The organism is Gordonia sp. SID5947, from assembly GCF_009862785.1.
GTDB lineage: Bacteria > Actinomycetota > Actinomycetes > Mycobacteriales > Mycobacteriaceae > Gordonia.
In genome coordinates this window covers 4732497-4753344 of record NZ_WWHU01000001.1, presented here as the reverse complement: position 1 = coordinate 4753344, position 20848 = coordinate 4732497, and the positions used below count along the sequence as shown (strand labels likewise).

Here is a 20848-nt window from a genome sequence, read left to right as displayed (position 1 = left end):
AGCTTGCCTGCGCTGTTGAGCGGTATCTCGTCGAGAACCATCCACACCGTCGGGCGCATGTACTCCGGCAATGCAACGGACACGGCATGTCTGACCTCATCGAGGTCGAGGCTGCCGCCGGGAATCGACGCCACATACGCCACCAGGTGATCGGCACCTCCAGGCGCGGCCGAGACGGTGGCGGCGGCGTGGACGACGCCCGGTGCCGCCGCGATCGCGGCCTCGATCTCACCGAGCTCGATGCGTTGTCCGCGCAGCTTGACCTGGAAGTCGGTGCGCCCCAGGTAGACGATCTGACCGTCGCCGTCGACAGACACCAGGTCGCCGGTGCGGTAGAGGCGCGCGCCGGGCGCCCCGAATGGATCGGCGACGAACCGCTCGGCGGTCAGGTCGCTACGCGAGGCGTAACCGCGGGCGAGCTGCACCCCACCGAGATAGAGCTCACCGGGGATCCCCGGGGCCACCGGCCGCAATCGCGAATCCAGCACGTACGCGGTCGAATTCCAGAACGGCAGGCCGATCGGCACCGAGCTGGCGGACTCGTCGACGGTCTCGACACGCTGATACGTGATCTCGACTGCCGCTTCGGTGGGCCCGTAGAGGTTGTAGAACGCGGCGTCGGGTATCGATGCCCGGACCTCGGCCGCGACCGCAGGCGGCAACGCCTCCCCGGTGGTGGACAGATACCTGAGCGAGGTCAAGCGCGAAAGACGCTCGGGGCCGGCGACATCGACGAAGACCGACAGCATCGACGGCACGAAGTGCACCATCGTCGCGCGGTGCTCGGCGATCAGATCGGCGAGATAGATCGGGTCGGCGTGTCCGCCGGGGCGGGCCACCAACAGCTGCGCGCCGGCCACGAACGGCGCGAAGAGCTCCGGCACCGAACAGTCGAATGTGTACGGGGTCTTCTGCACCACCACGTCGTCTGCGGTGAGCGGGAAGCGGTCCAGGCCCCACCAGAGCCGGTTGACGACGGCGGCATGGGTGAGGGTGACACCCTTCGGCCGCCCCGTCGAACCCGAGGTGAAGATGGTGTAGATCGCATTGTCGCCGGTGACCGCCGCGTGGCGTTCGGCGTCGGAGACGGGCTCGACGGGACCGTCGACCGGACCCGAACAATCGACGGTGACGACCGGGGCGTCGGCTGTGTCGGCGGCCACCCGGACCTGGCGGGCCGTCGCGTCGTCGGGTCCGACGAGGAGGGCGGCGGCACCCGCCGTCGCGAGCATGTACCCGGCTCGGTCGGCAGGGGTGTCGACGTCGATCGGGACGTACTGTCCTCCGGCCGCGACGATCGCATGGATGGCGACCATCATCTCCACCGAGCGCGGAATGCTCACGGCCACCGCGACGTCGGGACCGACGCCGAGCGCGATGAGCTCGCGGGCGAGGGTGGCGGCGCGCGCCCCGAACTCGCGGTAGGCGACGACGCGGTCGTCGAACACCACGGCCGTGTCGTCGGGGCGGGCGGCGACACGTGCGGCGACGAGCTGGTCGACGGTCTCGGTCCGGACCGCCACCTCGTCCCCGGTCGCGCGTGCCAGCGCCGCGGCCCGCGCCGGTCCGCTCAGGAGATCGATCTCGCCGATCGTCATGTCCGGGCTCTCGACGACGCCGGTCAGGATCGACACCACGGCGGCCGCGAATCCGGCCACCTCGTCGTCGGAGAATGCGCTCGGCAGGTATTTGACGTTGAGTCCCAGGTCATCCCGGGTCGGCGTGCTGAACAGGTTGAGCGGGTAATGGGTGGCATCGGTGAAATCGATGCCGGCGATGCGGAGCCCGGCCGCCCTGCTCCCATCGGCGACCGCGTCACCGTCCACCGGATATGACTCGAAGATGGTGAGCGTGTCGAAACCGATCTCGCCGACGGCCTCGGCGATCTGCGGGAGGCCCAGGTGCTGATGGTCGAGCAGTCGGGTCTTGCTCTCCTGCAAGGCGGAGATCGCGTCGGCGACCGTTGTGCGCGGATCGACGGCCACCGCCACCGGCAGCGTGTTGATGAAGAGGCCGATCATCGACTCGACGCCGTCGATCTCCGGTGGGCGTCCCGACACCGTCTCGCCGAAGGTCACCGTCTCCTGGCCCGTCATCCGGGACAGCAGAACGCCCCAGGCGAACTGGACAACCGTCGACAAGGTCACGTTGCGGGTGCGGGCGAACTCCTCGAGCCGGCGCGTGGTGTCGGGGCCGACGAACACCGCGTGCTCGGCCGGCATCTCCTCCACGGTCGCCGCGGCACCGGTCGAGACCAGCGTCGGCCCGTCCACGATGGAGAGTTCGTCACGCCACGCGTCGACGGCGGCGTCGCGGTCCTGCCGGTACAACCAGGCCAGGAAATCCGCGTAGTCGGTTGTCGACGAGAGGGCCTCATCGTCGTCGACGACGTAACCCTCGATCAGATCGGCCAGCACCAGGGGCCCGGACCACCCGTCGAACAGGAGGTGATGGTTGGTCACGATCAGCGCGGCGCGAGACCCGGGAAGGGTGGCGAGCACGAAGCGGATCAGCGGCGGCGCCGCGAGATCGAATCGCTCGATCCGCTCACCGGTGGCGATCCGAGCCAGCCGGACGTCCGCCTCGGCATCGCTGAACCCACTCAGATCGACTGTTCGCCAAGGCAGTTCGACATCATCGGGCACCACGACGGCGAGCGCGCCACTGGCCGGCTGCACGAAGCCGGAGCGCAACACTCGATGTCGTCGGAGCAGACGCGCGGCGGCGCGTCGTAGCCTGTCAGCGTCTTGATCTCCGTCCAGCCGGATGACGGATTGGGTGACGTAGACGTCGACCGAATCGTCGGCACCGGCGTGGCGGGCAGCCTCGATGTACAGGCCTTGCTGCAGCGGCGACATCGGCCAGAGGTCGGCGGCCGGGTAGCGCGTCGCGAGGTCGTCGATATCGAGCTGGGTGAGATCGGCACCGGGCACATCCGACGGCGTGGGGCCCATGTCGCCGACACGGTCGACCTCGTCGACGAGCACCGCCAGCGCGTCCCGGAATCCGGCGGCGATCTCCTCGACCTCCGAGCTGGTCAGCGCGTCGGCCGGATGTCCGAAGGCCGCGACGATCTCGCGACCGTGTGCGCCGGCGGCGATGTGGACATGCACGTTGAGCGCGGCGAGTGCGCGCATCCCGCCGGCGATCGTGCCCGGCAGTGTCGGCACATCCGCGGCGATCGCGAATCCGGGATCATCCACGACCGGAGTGGATTCCGCGGAGACCTCGCCTGTGACACCCATGAAGTTGTAGAGCACCGGCGGCAACGCACGGTCACGGAGTTCGCTCGCGTCCGCGTAGCGCAGCGGCGCGAAACCGAGGCCCTTGTCCGGGGTGGTCGCGAGCATCTCCTTGACCGCACGCACCGTGTCGACCCGGGTACGCTCCACGTCCGGCGAATCGAGCCGCACCGGAGTGAAGGCGGTGAACCACCCGACCGTGCGCGACAGATCGGCACCGGGCTGGACCTGCTCTTCACGCCCATGCCCCTCCACCATGATGGACACGTCGTGGTCGGCGTCGGCGTACTCGGCCTGACGCCTCTGCCAACGCTGGACCGCATCGGCGAGCGCGGCGATCAGGATGCCGTTCGGGTCGGTGCGGAATGCCGAGGCCACGCGGGTCAGAACGGCTTCCGAGATCGTCGTGTCGACCGTCGACGTCACGGTCTGCACGCTGCGTTCGCGGTGGCGCGTCCGGTCCAGCCGCCGGCCGAGGACGGTGTCGCGACGCGGCAGCCGATCTTGCCACAATGCCATTTCGGACTGGCGCGTCCGCGCGAGGTCGTCGAGCACCCCGGCCCACCGGCGAACCGACGTCACCTCGCCCGGCAGGTCGATCGACGCCCCGGCACAGCGCTGCGCCCAGGCGGTGCCGAGTTCTCCGGCGAGGACCGGCCACGAGACGATGTCCATCGCGATGTGGTGCACCGCGATCATCAGTCGACCCGCACCGCCGGCCCGTGAGCGTAGCCCGGTGGCCTCGACGAGGTGTCCGGCCGTCGGGTCGAGGCGGCCCAGTGCGGCGCGGTGTTCGGTGCGCAGCAGGTCGTCGAAGGCGGGGGTACCCGCAACGGCGTCGGTCTCGACGATGCGGACGGCGGCTGCCGGGTCGAAGGCGGCCGCGCCTGCGGTGAGCAGCCACCCGTCGTCGGGTGTCTCGACGAGAGTCGCCGTGAGCATCGGATGATTGGCCACGACGCCGTCGAACATCGCCCGCAGATCATCGAGGTCGACGGCGGCGGGCAGAGTCAGGGTGACCGTCTGCGAGAAGTCGGCGAAATCTGCTGCGACGTCGGACAACTCGAGCATCCAACGCACGCCCGGAGGCAGCGTGACGGGTCCGAAACCGCCACCCTCGTACTCGGGAAGCGCGTCGACGGCGCGGTGCGCGGTCGCCCTGGCGATGGCACGGATCGTCTTGTACTCGAAGATGGCCCGCGGGCTCACCTCGATCCCCGAGGCCCGCAGCAAACTCGAGAGCCGGATCGACATGATGGAGTCGCCACCGAGACCGAAGAACGACTCGGTGACCGACACCTCGTCGAGTCCGAGCACTTCGGCGACGACATTCGCGATGGCGCGTTCGGTGTCGGTTTCCGGCGCCACGTACCCCATCTCCGGCGCGCCGAACTCGGGAGCGGGCAGTGCCTTGCGATCGAGCTTTCCGGCCGAGTTCAACGGCAGCCGGTCGAGCACCGTCCACGCGGTCGGGCGCATGTACTCCGGAAGTGCGGCGGCCACGAAGGCACGGAGTTCATCGAGATCGGGTGCGGTGTCCGGGGCGCCGGCGAGGTAGGCGACGAGGTGCTCGCCGCCGCCGGGGGCGGTAGCCACCGTGGCCACCGCGTGCATCACGCCCGGCGCCGATGCCAGCACTGCCTCGATCTCGCCGAGCTCGATGCGCTGACCACGCAGCTTCACCTGGAAGTCGGTGCGGCCCAGATAATCCAGGCGGCCGTCACCGTGACGTCGGACCAGATCACCGGTCCGGTACATCCGCGCACCGGAGGCACCGAACGGGTCGGCGACGAACCGTTCGGCGCTGAGATCCGGCCGGGCGGCATAACCGCGTGCGAGCTGGACGCCCCCCACATACAGTTCGCCGGGCACCCCCGTCGGGACCGGCTGTAACCGGCCGTCGAGGACATACGCGGTCGAGTTCCACACCGGCACACCGATCGACACGGTGCCCTGATCGCCGCCGACCGCTTCGATCGGCTCGAAGGTGATCTCCACCGCTGCCTCGGTGGGACCGTAGAGATTGTAGAAATCGACGGCCGGCAAGAGTTCCCGGACCTGCGCTGCGATCGCCGGCGGCAGCGCCTCTCCGGTTGTCGAGATGATCCGCACGGTGGTGAGGGACCGCACGCGTGCCGGTCCGACCACGTCGAGGAAAACCGACAACATGGACGGCACGAAATGCACCATGGTGGCGCCATGACGGTCGATCTCGTCGGCCACACGGTTCGGGTCGAGGTGTCCGTCGGCATCGAGCACCAGCATCGTCGCACCGACCGCCAACGGGGCGAACAGTTCCGGCACCGAGACGTCGAACGTGTAGGGAGTCTTGAGCAGCACCGTGTCCGAGGCGTCGATCGGCAGTTGCGCCAGGCCCCACCGAAGGCGGTTCACCACCGCCTCGTGCGACAGGGTCACCCCCTTCGGACGGCCGGTCGACCCGGAGGTGAAGATCGTGTACGCGGCGTGCTGAGGACGCAGCGGGGAGATCCGGTCGGCGTCGGTCACCGGGGCCGCCTCGGGGATCTCGCTGCCGGAGCAGTCCACCACCACCGTATCGACCGACAGATCGTCGATCGCGGAACGTCCGCCGTCGACGATCACCAGGGGCGCTGCGGCGGTCGTCAGCATGTACTCCACCCGGTCCACCGGCGCCCCGACATCGATCGGCACGTACTGGCCGCCCGCCGTGACCACCGCATGGATGGCGACGACCATCTCGACCGACCGTGGGATGCACACGCCTACCGCCACATCGGGACCGACGCCGCGGTCGATCAGTTCGCGCGCCAGGACATTGACCCTCGAGGCGAACTCGCGGTGCTCGACGACACGGTGGCCGTGCCGGAGCGCCGGCGCGGTGGGATGGTCCTGGCCGAACTCGCGTACGAGGTCGGTGAGCAGCATGCTGCCGATCTCGGCGGACTCGCCCGCGGAGATCGCGAGTTGCTCGTCGACCTCTGCCTCGGTGAGGATGCGGATGTCGCCGACCAACGCATCGGTGCGATCGCCGATCGCCTCGAGAATCCTGAGGAATGCGCGAACCAGTCGCTGCACCGTCGGTTCATCGAAAAGATCTGCGGCATAGATGATCTTGCCGGCGAGTTGTGCACCGTTGTCCTGCAGTCCGAATGTCAGGTCGAATTTGGCTGCGTCGGCGTCGGGGTCGACCGCGCTGATCTCGACGCCGCCGACATCGATCGCGGTGGTGTCACCGGCGACACCGCCACCGGCCTGCTCCAGGATGAGCATCACCTGCGCGAGTGGTTCGAACGCCTCCGACCGCACCGGATCGAGGGCCTCGACGACCTGTTCGAACGGGACGTCCGCGTGTGCGAAGGCATCGAGATCCACACGCTTCACGTCGTCGATGAGAGCGCCCACCGAGACCTCGGGATCGACCTCTGCTCGCAGCACCAGCGTGTTGACGAACATGCCGATCAAGTCGTCGAGCGCGGCGTGGCCACGTCCCGCGATCGGGGTGGCGACGGCGATGTCACGGGTCGCCGACATACGTGCGAGCACGATGGCGAGGGCAGTGTGGAGCGCCATGAACAGGGTTGCACCGTGCCCGCGTGCCGCGGTCTCGACAGCGCTCCGGAGCGGACCGTCGACCACGAAATCGACGGTGCCGCTGCGCATCGTCGAGACCCGTGGCCGCGGACGGTCGGTCGGCAACTCGATCGCGTCGGGTAGGCCGGTGAGCTCCGCGCGCCAGAACGAGAGTTGGCGAGCGATGGCCGAATCCTCGTCATCCGGTTCGCCCATCTGCTCGCGCTGCCAGAGCGTGTAATCGGCGTACTGGAGCTCGAGTTCGGCCCATCGCGGTACCTGTCCCGCGTGCCGGGCGCCGTAGGCGGTGATCAGATCGCGGGCGAGCACGGAGCACGATTCGCCGTCTGTCGCGATGTGGTGGGTCACGAGCACCAACAGGTGTTCGACGGGATCAGTGCCTACGCGTGCGATCCGCGCACGGAGGGGCAGCTCCGCGGTGACGTCGAAACCGCGACGCACGATCGCCAGGGCGTCGTCCTCGCTCCCGACCGCCCAGTCGGTCGTCGACTGTGCCGCGGGGAGGATCTGCTGGTACGGCAACCCGTCGGCGCTCTCCGGATACCGCGTCCGCAGTACCTCGTGGCGCGCGACGACGTCGTCGAGTGCCTGCCGCATGTCGTCGAGGTCGATCTCACCGCGAATTCGGAGAACCACCGGGATGTTGTAGGCGGGCGAGCCGGGGTCGAGGCGGTTGATGAACCACATCCGCTGCTGCGCGAACGACAGCGGGATCCGTTCGGGACGGGGCTGCGGCGCCAACGCCGGACCGGTGGCGATCCGTGTTCGCGATGTCGCCACGCGGCCGAGTGCGGTCGCGAGGTCGCGTGCGGTGGGCGCATCGAACAGCGCTCGCACCGGAACCTCCACCCCCAACGCTTCGCCGACCCGAGCGGCGACCCGCGTGGCAGACAGCGAATTACCGCCGAGGTCGAAGAATGCGTCGACCACCGATACCCGGTCCAGACCGAGCACGTCGGCGAACACGCCGGCGACGGCTGCCTCCGCATCGGTTTCCGGTGCCACGTATTCACCTGCGACGAACTCCGGCTCCGGCAGGGCCCGACGATCCAGTTTGCCCGCCGAGTTCAGCGCGATGTCGTCGAGCACCATCCACACCGACGGCCGCATGTACTCCGGCAGCGCCTCGGCCGTCACCGCCTTGACGTGGTCGAGGTCGACCGCTTGTCCCGATGCGCCCGCCACGTAGGCGACGAGATGTTGTCCACCGTCGGGACCGTCGGCCACCGTGGCAGCCACGTGGACCACCCCGCGGGCCTCGGCGATGGCGGCCTCGATCTCGCCGAGTTCGATCCGCTGGCCACGCAGCTTCACCTGGAAGTCGGCGCGGCCCAGGTAATCCAGTTCGCCGCGCGTGTTCCACCGGACGAGATCTCCGGTGCGGTAGAGACGCGAACCCGGTTCGCCGAAGGGATCGGCGACAAACCGCTCCGCGGTCAGGTCCGGCCGCGCCGCGTACCCGCGCGCCAACTGCACCCCGCCGACATACAGCTCGCCGGACACCCCTGCGGGTACCGGATGCAACCGGGCGTCGAGGACATACGACGTCGAGTTCCAGACCGGCACACCGATGGCCGTCGAAGTGGCGTCATGGTCCACCTCGTCGATGCGCTGGTAGGTGATCTCGACGGCAGCCTCCGTCGGGCCGTAGAGGTTGTAGAACAACACCTCCGGCAGCAACGCGCGCGTTCCCGCGGCCACCGCGGGTGGCAACGCCTCTCCGGTCGTCGAGACGATCCGGAGGGATTCGAGCGCCCGCACCCGTTCGGCGCCGGCCACCTCCAGGAAGACCGACAGCATCGACGGCACGAAATGCACCATCGTGACGCGGTGGGCGGCGATCTGCTCGGCGACGTGGACGGGGTCGAGATGCCCGTCTGCCCGCAGCACCACCATCCGCGCACCGACCATCAGCGGGGCGAAGATCTCCGGGACAGAGCAGTCGAATGTGTACGGCGTCTTGAGCATCACCGCGTCACTCGAGTCGATGGGCAGCTCGTCGAGACCCCACCACAGGCGGTTGACCACCGCGTCATGGGGCAGGGTCACGCCCTTCGGCCGGCCCGTCGAACCGGACGTGAAGATCGTGTAGACCGCATGCTCGGGCCTAAGGGGCGCATGGCGGTCGTCGTCGGTCACCGTGGCGCACGACGGGTCGTCGAGATCGACCTCTCCCCCGGCGTCCACCTCGACGACCTGGAGTTCGCCCGCGAGGTCGTCGATCGCCGCCGGACGGTCGGCGTGCGCACCGACCAACACCACCTCGACACCTGCGGTGTCGATCATGTACCGAGCGCGGTCGGTGGGCACCGAGGTGTCGATCGGGACGTACTGACCACCTGCCGTGACGACGGCGTGGATCGCCACCACCATGTCGATCGAGCGCGGAATGCACACGGCCACCGCGGTATCCGGCGCCACGCCGACCGCGATGAGTTCGCGGGCCAACATGTTCACCCGCGCGCTGAACTCGCGATAGGTCAGGGTTCGGTCACCGGAGATCAGTGCGGTGGCCGAGGGCGTCGCGGTGGCCTGCCGGACCAGCGCGATGGGCACGGTGTCGCGCGGCACCTCCTTGTCGAGTCCGGCCGAGCGGGCATGCTGCCGACGGCGGTCGCTCTCGCTGAGCAACTCGACATCCCCGACGGGTGTGTGCGGCGCGGTGACGAGTTCACCGAGCAGTCGCTCGAAGCGGGCGGCGAACTCGACGATCGTCGCCTCGGTGAACAGGTCGGTCGCATAGATGATGTTGCCGCCGAGCGCCGCTGCCGCGTCGTCGGCGCTCTCGGGCGAGACCTCGATGGTGAGGTCCACCTTCGCCGACGGTGCGCCGGCGTCGATCGGCGTGACGGTGAGCCCGGGCAGCGAGACCTCGTCGGAGATCGCACGCTGGTAGGCCAGCATGACCTGGGTCAGTGGTGCGAACGCCTCGGAACGCACCGGGTTCAGTTTCTCCACAAGATGTTCGAACGGCAGATCGGCGTTGGCGAAGGCGTCGAGATCGGCGGTCCGAGTGGTCGCGACGACGTCGGCGAATCCCATCGCGGAGTCGATCTCGGTGCGCAACACCAGTGTGTTGACGAACATGCCGACGATCTCGTCGAGCTCGGCGCGCCCGCGCCCGGCGACCGGGGTGCCGATCGCGATGTCGGAGGTGCCGGACAACCGCGCGAGGAGCACCGCGAGGGCCGCGTGCAGCACCATGAACTCGGTGGCCCCGAGTTCACCGGCGAGGGCGACGATGCCGCGTCTCGTGTCGCTCGGGATGGTGAAACGGATGTTCGCCCCGCGCATGCTCGCCACCGGCGGGCGGATGTGGTCGGTCGGCAGGGTGAGCAGGTCGGGCAGCCCCTCGAGGGCGCGTGTCCAGTGGTCGACCTGCCGTCCGAGAACCGAGGCCGGGTCATCGCTGTCACCGAGCACGCGGTGCTGCCAGAGGGCGAAGTCGGCGAAGCCGACGGCGGGCGCAGGCAGGTCTGGGGTCCGCCCGTGGCGACGCGCCTCGTAGGCGCTCAGCAGGTCACGCACCATCGGGCCGGTCGATTCGCCATCGGCCGCGATGTGATGGGTGACGACGAGGAAGAGATGGTCGTCGGTTCCCAGCGATGCGATCCGGGCGCGGATCGGCATGTCGGTGGTGACGTCGAATCCGGTGGTGGCCACCGTCGCAATTGCCTCGAAAGCCGCTGTCGGATCAGTGATCTCGGCCCAGTCGAGGTTCGCTCGGGCCTCGTCGGCGCCGACGATCACCTGGTGTGCGCGTCCGTCCGAGGCCGGGAACACGGTGCGCAATGTCTCGTGCCGCTCCACGACGTCGCCGAGCGCGCCGCGCAATGCGTCGATGTCGACGGGGCCGCGCAGTCGTAGTCCCACCGGCAGGTTGTATGCCGGGGACCCCGGTTCGAACCGGTTGATGAACCACATCCGCTGTTGAGCGGTGGACAGCGGGATGAACTCCGGTCGAGGACCGGGGACCAACGGTTCGACGTGGTGACCCCCCGCATCGACGCGGCGTGCGAGATCACGGACCGTGGGGGCCTCGAACAACTCGCGGACTCCGACGTCGGCCTTGAGGGCACCGCCGATGCGCGCGGTGACCCGGGTGGCCGAGAGCGAATTGCCGCCGAGATCGAAGAAGCTGTCGGTCACCGAGACCCGGTCCACGCCGAGGACGTCGGCGAAGACCTGCGCGATCGTCTCCTCGATCTCTCCGGCCGGTGCGACGAGTTCACCGGTGACGAACTCCGGTTCGGGCAGGGCCCGGCGGTCGAGTTTGCCCGTGCTGCCGAGCGGCACGTCCTCGAGGGGCATCCACACGGTGGGCCGCATGTATTCGGGTAGCGCACCGGCCACCGAGTCGCGGACCGCGTCGAGATCGAGGGAATGGCCGGGACCGCCTGCCACGTACGCGACGAGATGTTCGGCGCCGCCGGCGGCGGTCGTGACGGTGGCGGCCGCGTGCACCACACCGGGTGCCGACGTCAGTACCGACTCGATCTCGCCGAGTTCGATGCGCTGGCCGCGCAATTTCACCTGGAAGTCGGTGCGTCCCAGATACTCGATCTCGCCCTCGTGATTCCAGCGCACCAGGTCACCGGTGCGGTAGAGCCGGGCACCGTTGCCGAACGGATCCGCCACGAAGCGCTCCGCGGTGAGATCCGGACGCGCCGCATAACCGCGGGCGATCTGGACACCGCCGAGGTACAGCTCACCGGCGATCCCCGGCGGCACCGGCCGCATCCGGTCGTCGAGGATCCACACCGTGGTGTTCCAGACCGGACTGCCGATCGGTACCACCGTGGCGTGCTCCTCAACGGTCCCCACGGCCTGCGCGGTCACCTCGATCGCGGCTTCGGTGGGCCCGTACAGGTTGTGCAGCGACACGTGTGGGAGACGTTCCCGGGCAACGCGGGCCAGCGCAGGCGGTAGCGCCTCACCCGCGATGTAGAGGTGACGCAGCCCGGTCATCGCAGCGAGATGCTCGTCGTCGACGATGTCGAGGAACGCGGCGAGCATCGACGGGACGAAGTCGACCGCGGCGATCCCGTGCCGGGCGATCAGGTCGGCGAGGTATGCGGGGTCGGCATGACCACCGGGTCGGGCGACGATCACCCGGGCGCCGATCAGGAACGGCGCGAACAACTCCGGAACCGACACATCGAAGGTGTAGGGCGTCTTCAGGATGGTGGCCGAGCCCGCCTCGACATCGCCGAATGTCTCGATGCCCCACCGGAGCCGGTTCACGACCGACCGGTGGGAGACGGTGACTCCCTTGGGCCGACCTGTCGATCCGGAGGTGAAGATGGTGTAAGCGGCGTGCTCCGGGCGCAACGGCGCGCGGCGGTCGGCATCGGTGACCGGCGCGGTCACGTCGGCCGGAACACTCGCGTCCACCACCACGGTCGTGACGCCCGCTGCGGCGATCGCCGCGGGGACGTCCCCGGTCCCGATGAGAACCCTTGTCACCGAAGCTGTGTCGATCATGTATCGCACCCGGTCGGCAGGTGCCTCGGTGTCGATCGGCACGTACTGGCCGCCGGCGACGGTGATCGCGTGGACCGCGACGAGCATCTCGATCGACCGGGGCAGGCAGATGCCCACCGCGTCGTCGGGTCCGACCCCGGCGGCAATCAGCGAGCGGGCCATCGCGTTCACCTGCGCGGTGAACTCGCCGTAGGTGATCTCGCGATCACCGTCGACGGCCGCGACAGCGGTCGGCGTGTGGGCGGCATACGCAGCAGGACCGGCGCCGACGAAGTCGGAGACCTCTCCGGTCAGGGTGCCGTGGCTCCAGCTCTCGATGGTGCCGCGCTCGGCCGGCGCCAGCAGATCGACATCTCCGACACGGCCGGGATCGTCGGTGCCCAAGGCGATCAGGATCTGCGCGTACGCGTTGCCGAGGTTCTCGATCTCGGCTTCGGAGAACGCATCCGGCAGGTACTTGAGCTGGAGCGACAGTCCCGCAACCGGCGCTTCGGAGGTCGACCCCGATGCCCCGCGGGCCGGCGCGGCGATCAGGTTGAGGGGGTAGTGCGTGGCGTCGCCGGTGCGGATCCCGGTGATCTGCAGCTCGGACGACTGGCCGTTGTCGGCGATCGCATCCGCATCCACCGGATAGGACTCGTAGACGGTGAGCGTGTCGAACAGCGCGTGGTGGCCGGTGGCCGCGGCGATCTCCGCCAGACCCATGTGCTGGTGGTCGAGCAGTCGGGTCTTGGTGTCCTGCAGGGCGCGTACCGCGTCGTCGATCCGCTGGTCCGGATCGATCGTGACCGCGACCGGCAAGGTGTTGATGAACAGGCCGACCATCTGTTCGACGCCGTCGATGTCGGCGGGCCGCCCGGACACCGTCTCGCCGAAGCCCACCGTGGTCTGGCCGGTGAGGCGGGACAACAGCACCGCCCAGCCGAACTGGAGCAGGGTCGAGGTGGTGACGCCGAGTCGGCGGGCGGCGTGGCCGAGGGCGACCCCCAGGTCTGCGCCGATGTCGATGCGGTGATCGCGCGGCCGCGCATCATCGGTGGCGATCCGGCCGGGCGCGACGACGGTCGGACCGTCGAGGCCGGCCAGCGCTTCCGACCAGACCGCACGCGCCGCCGCCTCGTCGCGGCGGGCGAGCCACTTCAGGAACGTGGCGAAATCGCCGCTGTCGGTGGAGGTCAGCGGGCGACCGCCGAAGTACATGGCGAACAGGTCACCGACGATCAGCGGTCCCGACCACCCGTCGACGACGAGGTGATGACTGGTGACGACGAGCGCTGCGCGTGCACCGGGCTGCAGCACCAGCGCGAATCGGACGAGGCCGGGCTCCTCGAGAGCGAACGGGCGGCGCAGCTGCTCCTCCACGATCGATTCGAGGCGGTCGTCGCGGCCGGCCGCGGAGTCACCGGATTCATCAGTCTCGCCCCGCAGATCGATCGTGGTCCACTCCGGCTCGACATGGGGTGGGACCACCGCCACGACGGCACCGTCGGTGGTCCGTACATATCCCGACCGCAGGACACGGTGGTGATCCAGAAGAGTCGTGGTGGCCGTGCGCATCCGCTCGGCGTCCAGCTCGCCGGCGAGCTCGATGACGGCCTGGGTCACATAGACGTCGATTTCTGCGGCGGCCGACCCCCGGCCGTCCGCGGGAGCACCGAGTTCGGCCTGGAAGTAGAGCCCCTGTTGCAGAGGTGTGAGCGGCCAGATCTCGGCACCGGGATAGCGGGTGGTCAGATCGTCGATCTCGTCCTGGCGTAGTGGCGGTCCGATGAGATCCGACGGCGACGGGCCGGGATCCGACACCTCGGTCGCCGCGACGATGGCGGTCAGCTCGGCGGTCCAGCGGCGGCCGAGCTCGGTGACCTCGTCGTCGGTCAGCGAACCCGGCCGGTAGGCGAACGATGCGCGCAGTCGTCGATGCCCGTCGATCACGACGGTCTGCACGTCGACCGACAGCACATGTGGTGTGACCAGAGCACCGCTGACCGTCGACGGGAGCTCGACATCGTCGCCCGACGGCACGAATGCCTCGCTCGCGGATCCCGTGTCCTGCCGGTCCGCCGCCGCGACGTTGCCGAAGTAGTTGAAGCCGATCGCAGGCAACGGCCGGCGGCCGAGCTCGGTCAGTTGGGCCACGGTGGCGGCATCGGTGTCGCCCTCGGCGAGGACACGTGGCGCCAGGTAGCGCAGGATGCCGAATCCGAGGCCGTGGTCTTCGCGGCCGCGGAGTTCTTCCTTGGCCTCCTTGACCGTGCGCACGACATCGTGGTTGCGCCGCACCGGGATACGCACCGGGGAGATGGTGGTGAACCATCCGACCGTGCGCGACAGGTCGGCCGTTCGCGGGTCGTCGCCGCGAGTCGCGACCTCGGTCTCCCGGCCGTGGCCCTCCACGCCGAAGACCACCGCCTCCTCGGTGCCCGCTCGGTGAACGCCCGTCCACCCGTGCACGGCCCGCGCCAGAGCGGCGAGCAGCGCGTCCTGGGTGCCCGCGCCGAACGCCTCCGGCACCGTGGTGAGCAGCGCCCGTGTGGTGTCTGCGTCCACCAGCACCGGGACCGTCACGGGCCGCGCCGCCGAATCATCCTGTCGCGACGGGGTTTCGACGCGATCGAGTTCGCGGCCGAGACGTGGCGGGTCGGCGGGCAGCCTCTCCAGCCAATAGGGCAACTCCCGCACGCGGTCGGCAGCGCGATCGGCGAGCAGTGCCGACCACCGGCGGGCCGAGGTGCCCTCCGGTTGTGGAGCGGGCGCGAGGCCGGACCCCAGCTGGGACCACATGGTCGCCAGGTCGACGACGATCGTCGGCCAGGACACCGCGTCGACGGCGAGGTGGTGGATGACGATCAGCAGACGGGCACCGGTACCGACGGCCGCGTCGGCGGCGGGTGCCTCGTCGGTGTCCGGCACCAGCACGACGCAGCGCAGGATGTCACCCGTCGCGGGATCCAGTTCCCCGAGCACCTCGGCATGCCGGTCGGTGATCGCCCGCGCGAACTCGGCACTGCCGGCCGCCGCGTCCACCCCTACACACCGCACCAGCCGCTCGGTGTGCGCGGTCGCACCGGTGTCGAGATGCCATCGCCCGTCGACCTCACGCAGCCGGGCGGTCAGCATCGGATGGGCGGCGACGAGTGCGGCGAGCATGTGCCGCAGGTCTTCTGCGGTGAGCTCCGCCGGAAGATGGAGGAGATTGGCCTGCGAGAAATCGGCGAAGTCGGCGGGCGACTCGGCGTGTTCGATCATCCAGTCGACGATCGGCAGGATCACCATGTCGCCGGACGGTCCGTCGGGCAGCTCCGCCAGCGGCTCCGCCGCGGCACCGACCACCCCTGCGGCGGCGGCCATGGAGCGGATCGTCTTGTGTTCGAAGATGTCCCGAGGCGTCAATGCCAGACCCGCGGACTTGGCGGCCGAGGCCAGTTGGATGGACATGATGCTGTCGCCGCCGAGGGTGAAGAACGAGTCGGTGGCACCCACCGCGTCGGCGCCGAGAAGTCCGGCGACGATGGCGGCCAATGCACGTTCCGCCTCGGTGGCGGGTGGGACGAATTCGGTGGCGGCCACGAAATCGGGTTCGGGCAGTGCTGCCCGGTCCAGCTTGCCTGCCGGCGTCAGGGGCAGCGCATCGAGCACGATGACCTGAGCGGGCACCATGTGCGCGGCGAGACGCTGTCCGGCCTCACCGATCACCGCGGCGGTGTCGAGTGTGGCCTGCTCCTCGGCGACGAGATAACCGACGAGCCGAGTCCGGCCCGCGGCATCCTTCGCACCCAGGGTCAGCGCTTGCGCGACTCCCGGGGACACGGTGAGAACGGCGTCGATCTCACCGAGTTCCACTCGCTGACCGTTGATCTTCACCTGATGGTCGGCACGTCCGGCGAACTCGATCTCGCCGGCCGGGGTGCGCCGGACCAGGTCGCCGGTCGCGTACAGGCGGGAACCGGGCAGCCCGAGAGGATCCGCGACGAACCGTGCGGCGGTGAGGCCCGCCCGCTCCAGGTACCCCCGTGCGAGGCCGGGGGCGGAGAGGTACAGCTCTCCGATGACCCCGTGCGGCACCGGGTTCAGGCGCTCATCGAGGATGTAGGCGGTGAAACCGCGGATCGGACGACCGATGGTGACCGGTCGACCCGGCAGGGACCGGCCCGCAGTGGCCCAGATCGTCGTCTCCGACGGCCCGTAGAAGTTGAACAGTGCGCGCCCGTCGATCGCCCAGCGTTCGATCAGCTCGGGCGGACAGGCTTCACCACCCGTGGCCAGGTGCTTGAGTGTGGTGAGACCCGCCGGATCGACGGTGGCGAGCACGGTCGGCGTGATCAGGGCATCGGTGACCCGGTACCGGCCGATCAGCGCAGCCAGTTCCGCGCCACCGTAGATCTCGGCCGGCGAGATCACCAGGGTGTGACCGGAACCGATGGCCCAGATCATCTCCAGCATCGACGCATCGAAGCTCGGCGACGCGACATGCAACACGCGGGTGGCCGGTCCCGAGGACACCTCACGCAGGGCCTGCACCAGATCGGAGATACCGCGGTTGTGGACGGCCACCGCCTTGGGCCTGCCGGTCGATCCGGACGTGTAGATCAGGTAGGCGAGGTTGTCCAGGCGCACCGGAGCGAGTCGCTCGTCGTCGGTGACCGCATCCGCCGATTCGGACTCGGCGGCCTCGAGGACGTCGTCACCGTCGAGGACCAGCCATTGCGGCCGGTCCCGATCGCCGAGGGTCGCGAGGTCGGCCGTCGTCGTGAGGCCCAGGGCAGCACCGGAATCCGTCAGCATGTGGTCGATGCGGTCGTCGGGGTAGGTCGGATCGATCGGCAGGTAGACGCCGCCGGCCTTGATCACCGCCCAGGTGGCGATCACCGACTCCATCGAACGTGCGATGCCCACCGCGACGACGACCTCCGGCCCGACCCCGTGGCGGATCAACGTCCGCGCGAGACGGTTGGTGCGGGATTCGAACTCGCGGTGATCGATCGTCACCTCACCGCTGATGAGCGCCGGGTGATCGGGATCGAGGGTTCGGTCGGCCAGGACCTCCGGCAAGGTCTTTCCGCCGCCGAAGGTCTCGGTGGCGCGTGCGGCGGCGGCGAGCTCGGCGCGCACGGCGTCCATCTCTCGCCGCTGGGCCTCGTCGAGCAGGTCGATGTCGCCGACGACGGCGGTGCGGTCGCCGGTCAGCGCGGTCAGCACCCGCAACCAGGTGTCGGCGAAGCCGCGGATCGTCGGCTCGTCGAACAGAGCTCGCGCGTAGAGGAATTCGGCTGTCAGGGCGGGGGTCTCGTCGTCACCCGGCTGCTCGAGGACACCGACGGTGAGATCGAATTTGGCATCTCGTTCGGCGATGTCGAGTGGCTCGATCTCCAGCCCGGCGCCGGTGAAGGCCGCCCTGGCCGCCGTGTCGTCGGCCGCGTAGGTGAACGCGATCTGGGTGAGCGGTGCGTGCGCCGTCGACCGTTCCGGTGCCAGCGCGTCCACGAGTTGCTCGAAGGCGACGTCGCTGTGGGCGAACGCGTCGAGATCGACGCCACGGACCTCGCCGAGGAAGTCGTCGATCGACACCGCCGGATCAACGGCGGTGCGCAGCACCAGCGTGTTGACGAACATGCCGATCAACTCGTCGAGGACGGCTTGTCCGCGTCCGGCAACGGGCGCCCCGATCACCACATCGCGGGTGGAGGCGAGGCGTGACACGGTCAGCGCGAGCGCGGCATGGCACACCATGAACGGGGTCAGTCCGGTCTCGGTCGCGGTGCGGTGTACGGCGGCCGCGAGGTCCGCGGGAACGCCGAGGCTCAACCTCTCGCCGTCGGCGTCGAGCACGGACGGCCGCGGTCGGTCCATGGGCAGATCGGTGACCGCCGGGAGGTCGTCGAGCACCGACATCCAGTGGGTGAACTGTCTGCCGATCGGCGACGACGCGTCGTCGGTCCGGCCGAGCGTCTGGTGCTGCCAGAGCGCGAAGTCGGCGTACTGCACGGCAGGCGGCTCGGTGGGCGACCCGTCACCGGTGCGCGCGAGGTAGGCACGCACCAGGTCGGCGGCGAGGATCTTGGCGGATTCCCCGTCGAACGCGATGTGGTGGCACACCACGATGACGTCCGTGGTGTCGGAATCCGATGCACGCCAGATCCGGCCGCGGATGGGCAATTCGGTCGCGACGTCGAATCCGCGTGTGGTCGCATCCATCAGGTCGCCGGACTCACGCCCGATCGACCAGTCCAGCCGCTCGGCGGCGTCATCGACGTCGAGAATCCTCTGCGTGGGTCGTCCGTCCACGGTGGGGTACACCGTGCGCAGGACCTCGTGCCTGCCGACCACATCCACGAGCGCGTCGAGCAGCGCGTCACGATCGACGTCGCCGTGCAGCCGCAGACCCAACGGGATGTTGTAGGCGGCCGACGCCGTGTCGAACTGGTTGATGAACCACATCCGCTGCTGTGCGAACGACAACGGGAGCACGTCTGGTCGTGGCAGCGCGACGATCGGTGCCGTCGCACCGGTTCCCGGACGGACCAGCTCGGCCAGCGAACGGACCGTGGGCGCGTCGAAGAGGTCGCGTACCGGCACCTCGGTGTCGAGTGCGCGGCCGACACGAGCCGCGACCCGGGTTGCCGACAGTGAGTTGCCGCCGATGTCGAAGAAGCTCTCGGTCACCGACACCCGTTCGACGCCGAGCACTTCGGCGAACACTCCGGCGATGGTCTTCTCGGTGTCGGTGGTCGGCGCCACGTGCTCGCCTGCGTCTCGCTCGGGCGCGGGCAGTGCGCGTCGGTTCAGCTTTCCCGACGGGGTGAGCTCGACCCGTGCGAGGGGCATCCACACGGTGGGCCGCATGTACTCCGGCAGCATGCGGGCCGCGACCGCCTTGACCGAGTCCAGATCGATGCCGGTCCCGCCGGTCTCGTCGCTGGTACCCGCGAGGTAGGCGACCAGGTGCTCGGAGCCGTCGGCGGTGGCCGCGACGGTGGCGGCGGCATGCACCACGCCGGGTGCGGACACCAGCACCGCCTCGATCTCGCCGAGTTCGATGCGCTGCCCCCGGAGCTTGACCTGGAAATCGGTGCGGCCCAGGTATTCCAGGTCGCCGTGCCGGCCCGCACCGACGTACCGGACCAGGTCGCCGGTGCGATACATCCGCGCACCGGGCTCGCCGTCCGGGTCCGCGACGAACCGGTCGGCGGTGAGGTCGGTCCGCGATGCGTAGCCGCGGGCGAGTTGCACGCCGCCGAGATAGAGCTCGCCGGGTACCCCGATCGGGACCGGGTGGAGTCGGGCGTCGAGCACCCGCGTCGTGGTGTTCCACACCGGACGGCCGATCGGCACCTCGGTGTCGCCGTAGCGCACCTCGTGGAAGGTGACATCGACAGCCGCCTCGGTGGGCCCGTACAGGTTGTGCAGCCGCGTGTTCGGCAGGGCGTCGAGGGTGGCCGCGGCCACCGCGGGCGCGAGCGCCTCACCCGAGGTGAACAGCTGGCGGATCGACGTCAATCCGGCGAGACCTTCGGCACCGAGAACGTCGATGAATGCCGACAGCATCGACGGCACGAAATGCGTGGTGGTCACCCGCTGCTCGCGGATCAGCTGGGCGAGGTAGGCCGGGTCGCGGTGACCGTCGGGTCGCGCGACGACGAGGGTCGCGCCGACCATCAAGGGCCAGAACAGTTCCCACACCGACACGTCGAAGGTCACGGGCGTCTTCTGCAGCACCACGTCCGAGCCGCGCAAACGATAGGAATCCTGCATCCAGGCCAACCGGTTCACGATGGCGGCGTGCGTGACCACGACGCCCTTGGGGCGGCCCGTCGACCCGGAGGTGAACAGGGTGTACGCCGCATGGTCGCGCGTCAGCGGCGCGAGACGGTCGGCGTCGGTGACCGGCGAGCTGTCGTCCGCGACCGGCGCCGTCAGATCGGCGACCACGACGCGACGGTTCGAGTCGGCGAGTACGTCCGGCACATCGCCGGGACCGACGATCACGGCGGTCACCCGAGCCGTGTCGAGCATGTGGTCGATCCGCTCGGAGGGGGCCTCGGGATCGATCGGAACATAATGGCCGCCGGCGGTCACCACCGCGTGGATCGCGACGAGCATCTCCGCGGATCGCGGGACGGCCACCGCCACCGCGGTGTCCGGGCCCACCCCGGAGCGGATGAGCTCGCGCGCGAGGCAGTTCACCCGCGCACCGAAGTCGGCGTACGAGTAGGTCCGCTCGCCGTCGACCAGCGCCGTGGCGCTGCGGTGCAGCCGCACCGCGGCCGCGATCGAGTCCGGCAGCACCGGGGCTTCGATGTCGACGTCGAGCCCGTGGGACCAGGCGCGCAGCTTGCCGCGTCCGGCGGCGTCGACCAGCGGGACATCACCGATCACGGTGGCCGGGTCGCTGACGACCGCACGCAGCACGGCGACATACCAGTCGGCGATGCGCGCCGCGGTCTCGTGATCGAACAGGTCGGTGGCGTAGACGATCGAACCGTCGAGGGCGACGAGGCGGCCGTCGTCGGTGCGGGTGGCGGACAGACCGACGGTGAGGTCGAAACGTGCTG

At 69.5% G+C, this 20848-nt stretch carries 1 protein-coding gene (running past both ends of the window); it reads right to left on the bottom strand.

The whole window is internal to a non-ribosomal peptide synthase/polyketide synthase gene (locus tag GTV32_RS21650) on the bottom strand: the coding sequence, 26931 nt in all, runs 1531 nt past the left edge and 4552 nt past the right edge, and what appears here is coding positions 4553–25400, spanning codon 1518 (partial) through codon 8467 (partial); the first complete codon in reading order (the gene reads right to left) occupies positions 20844–20846. Both codon boundaries (start and stop) fall beyond the window edges.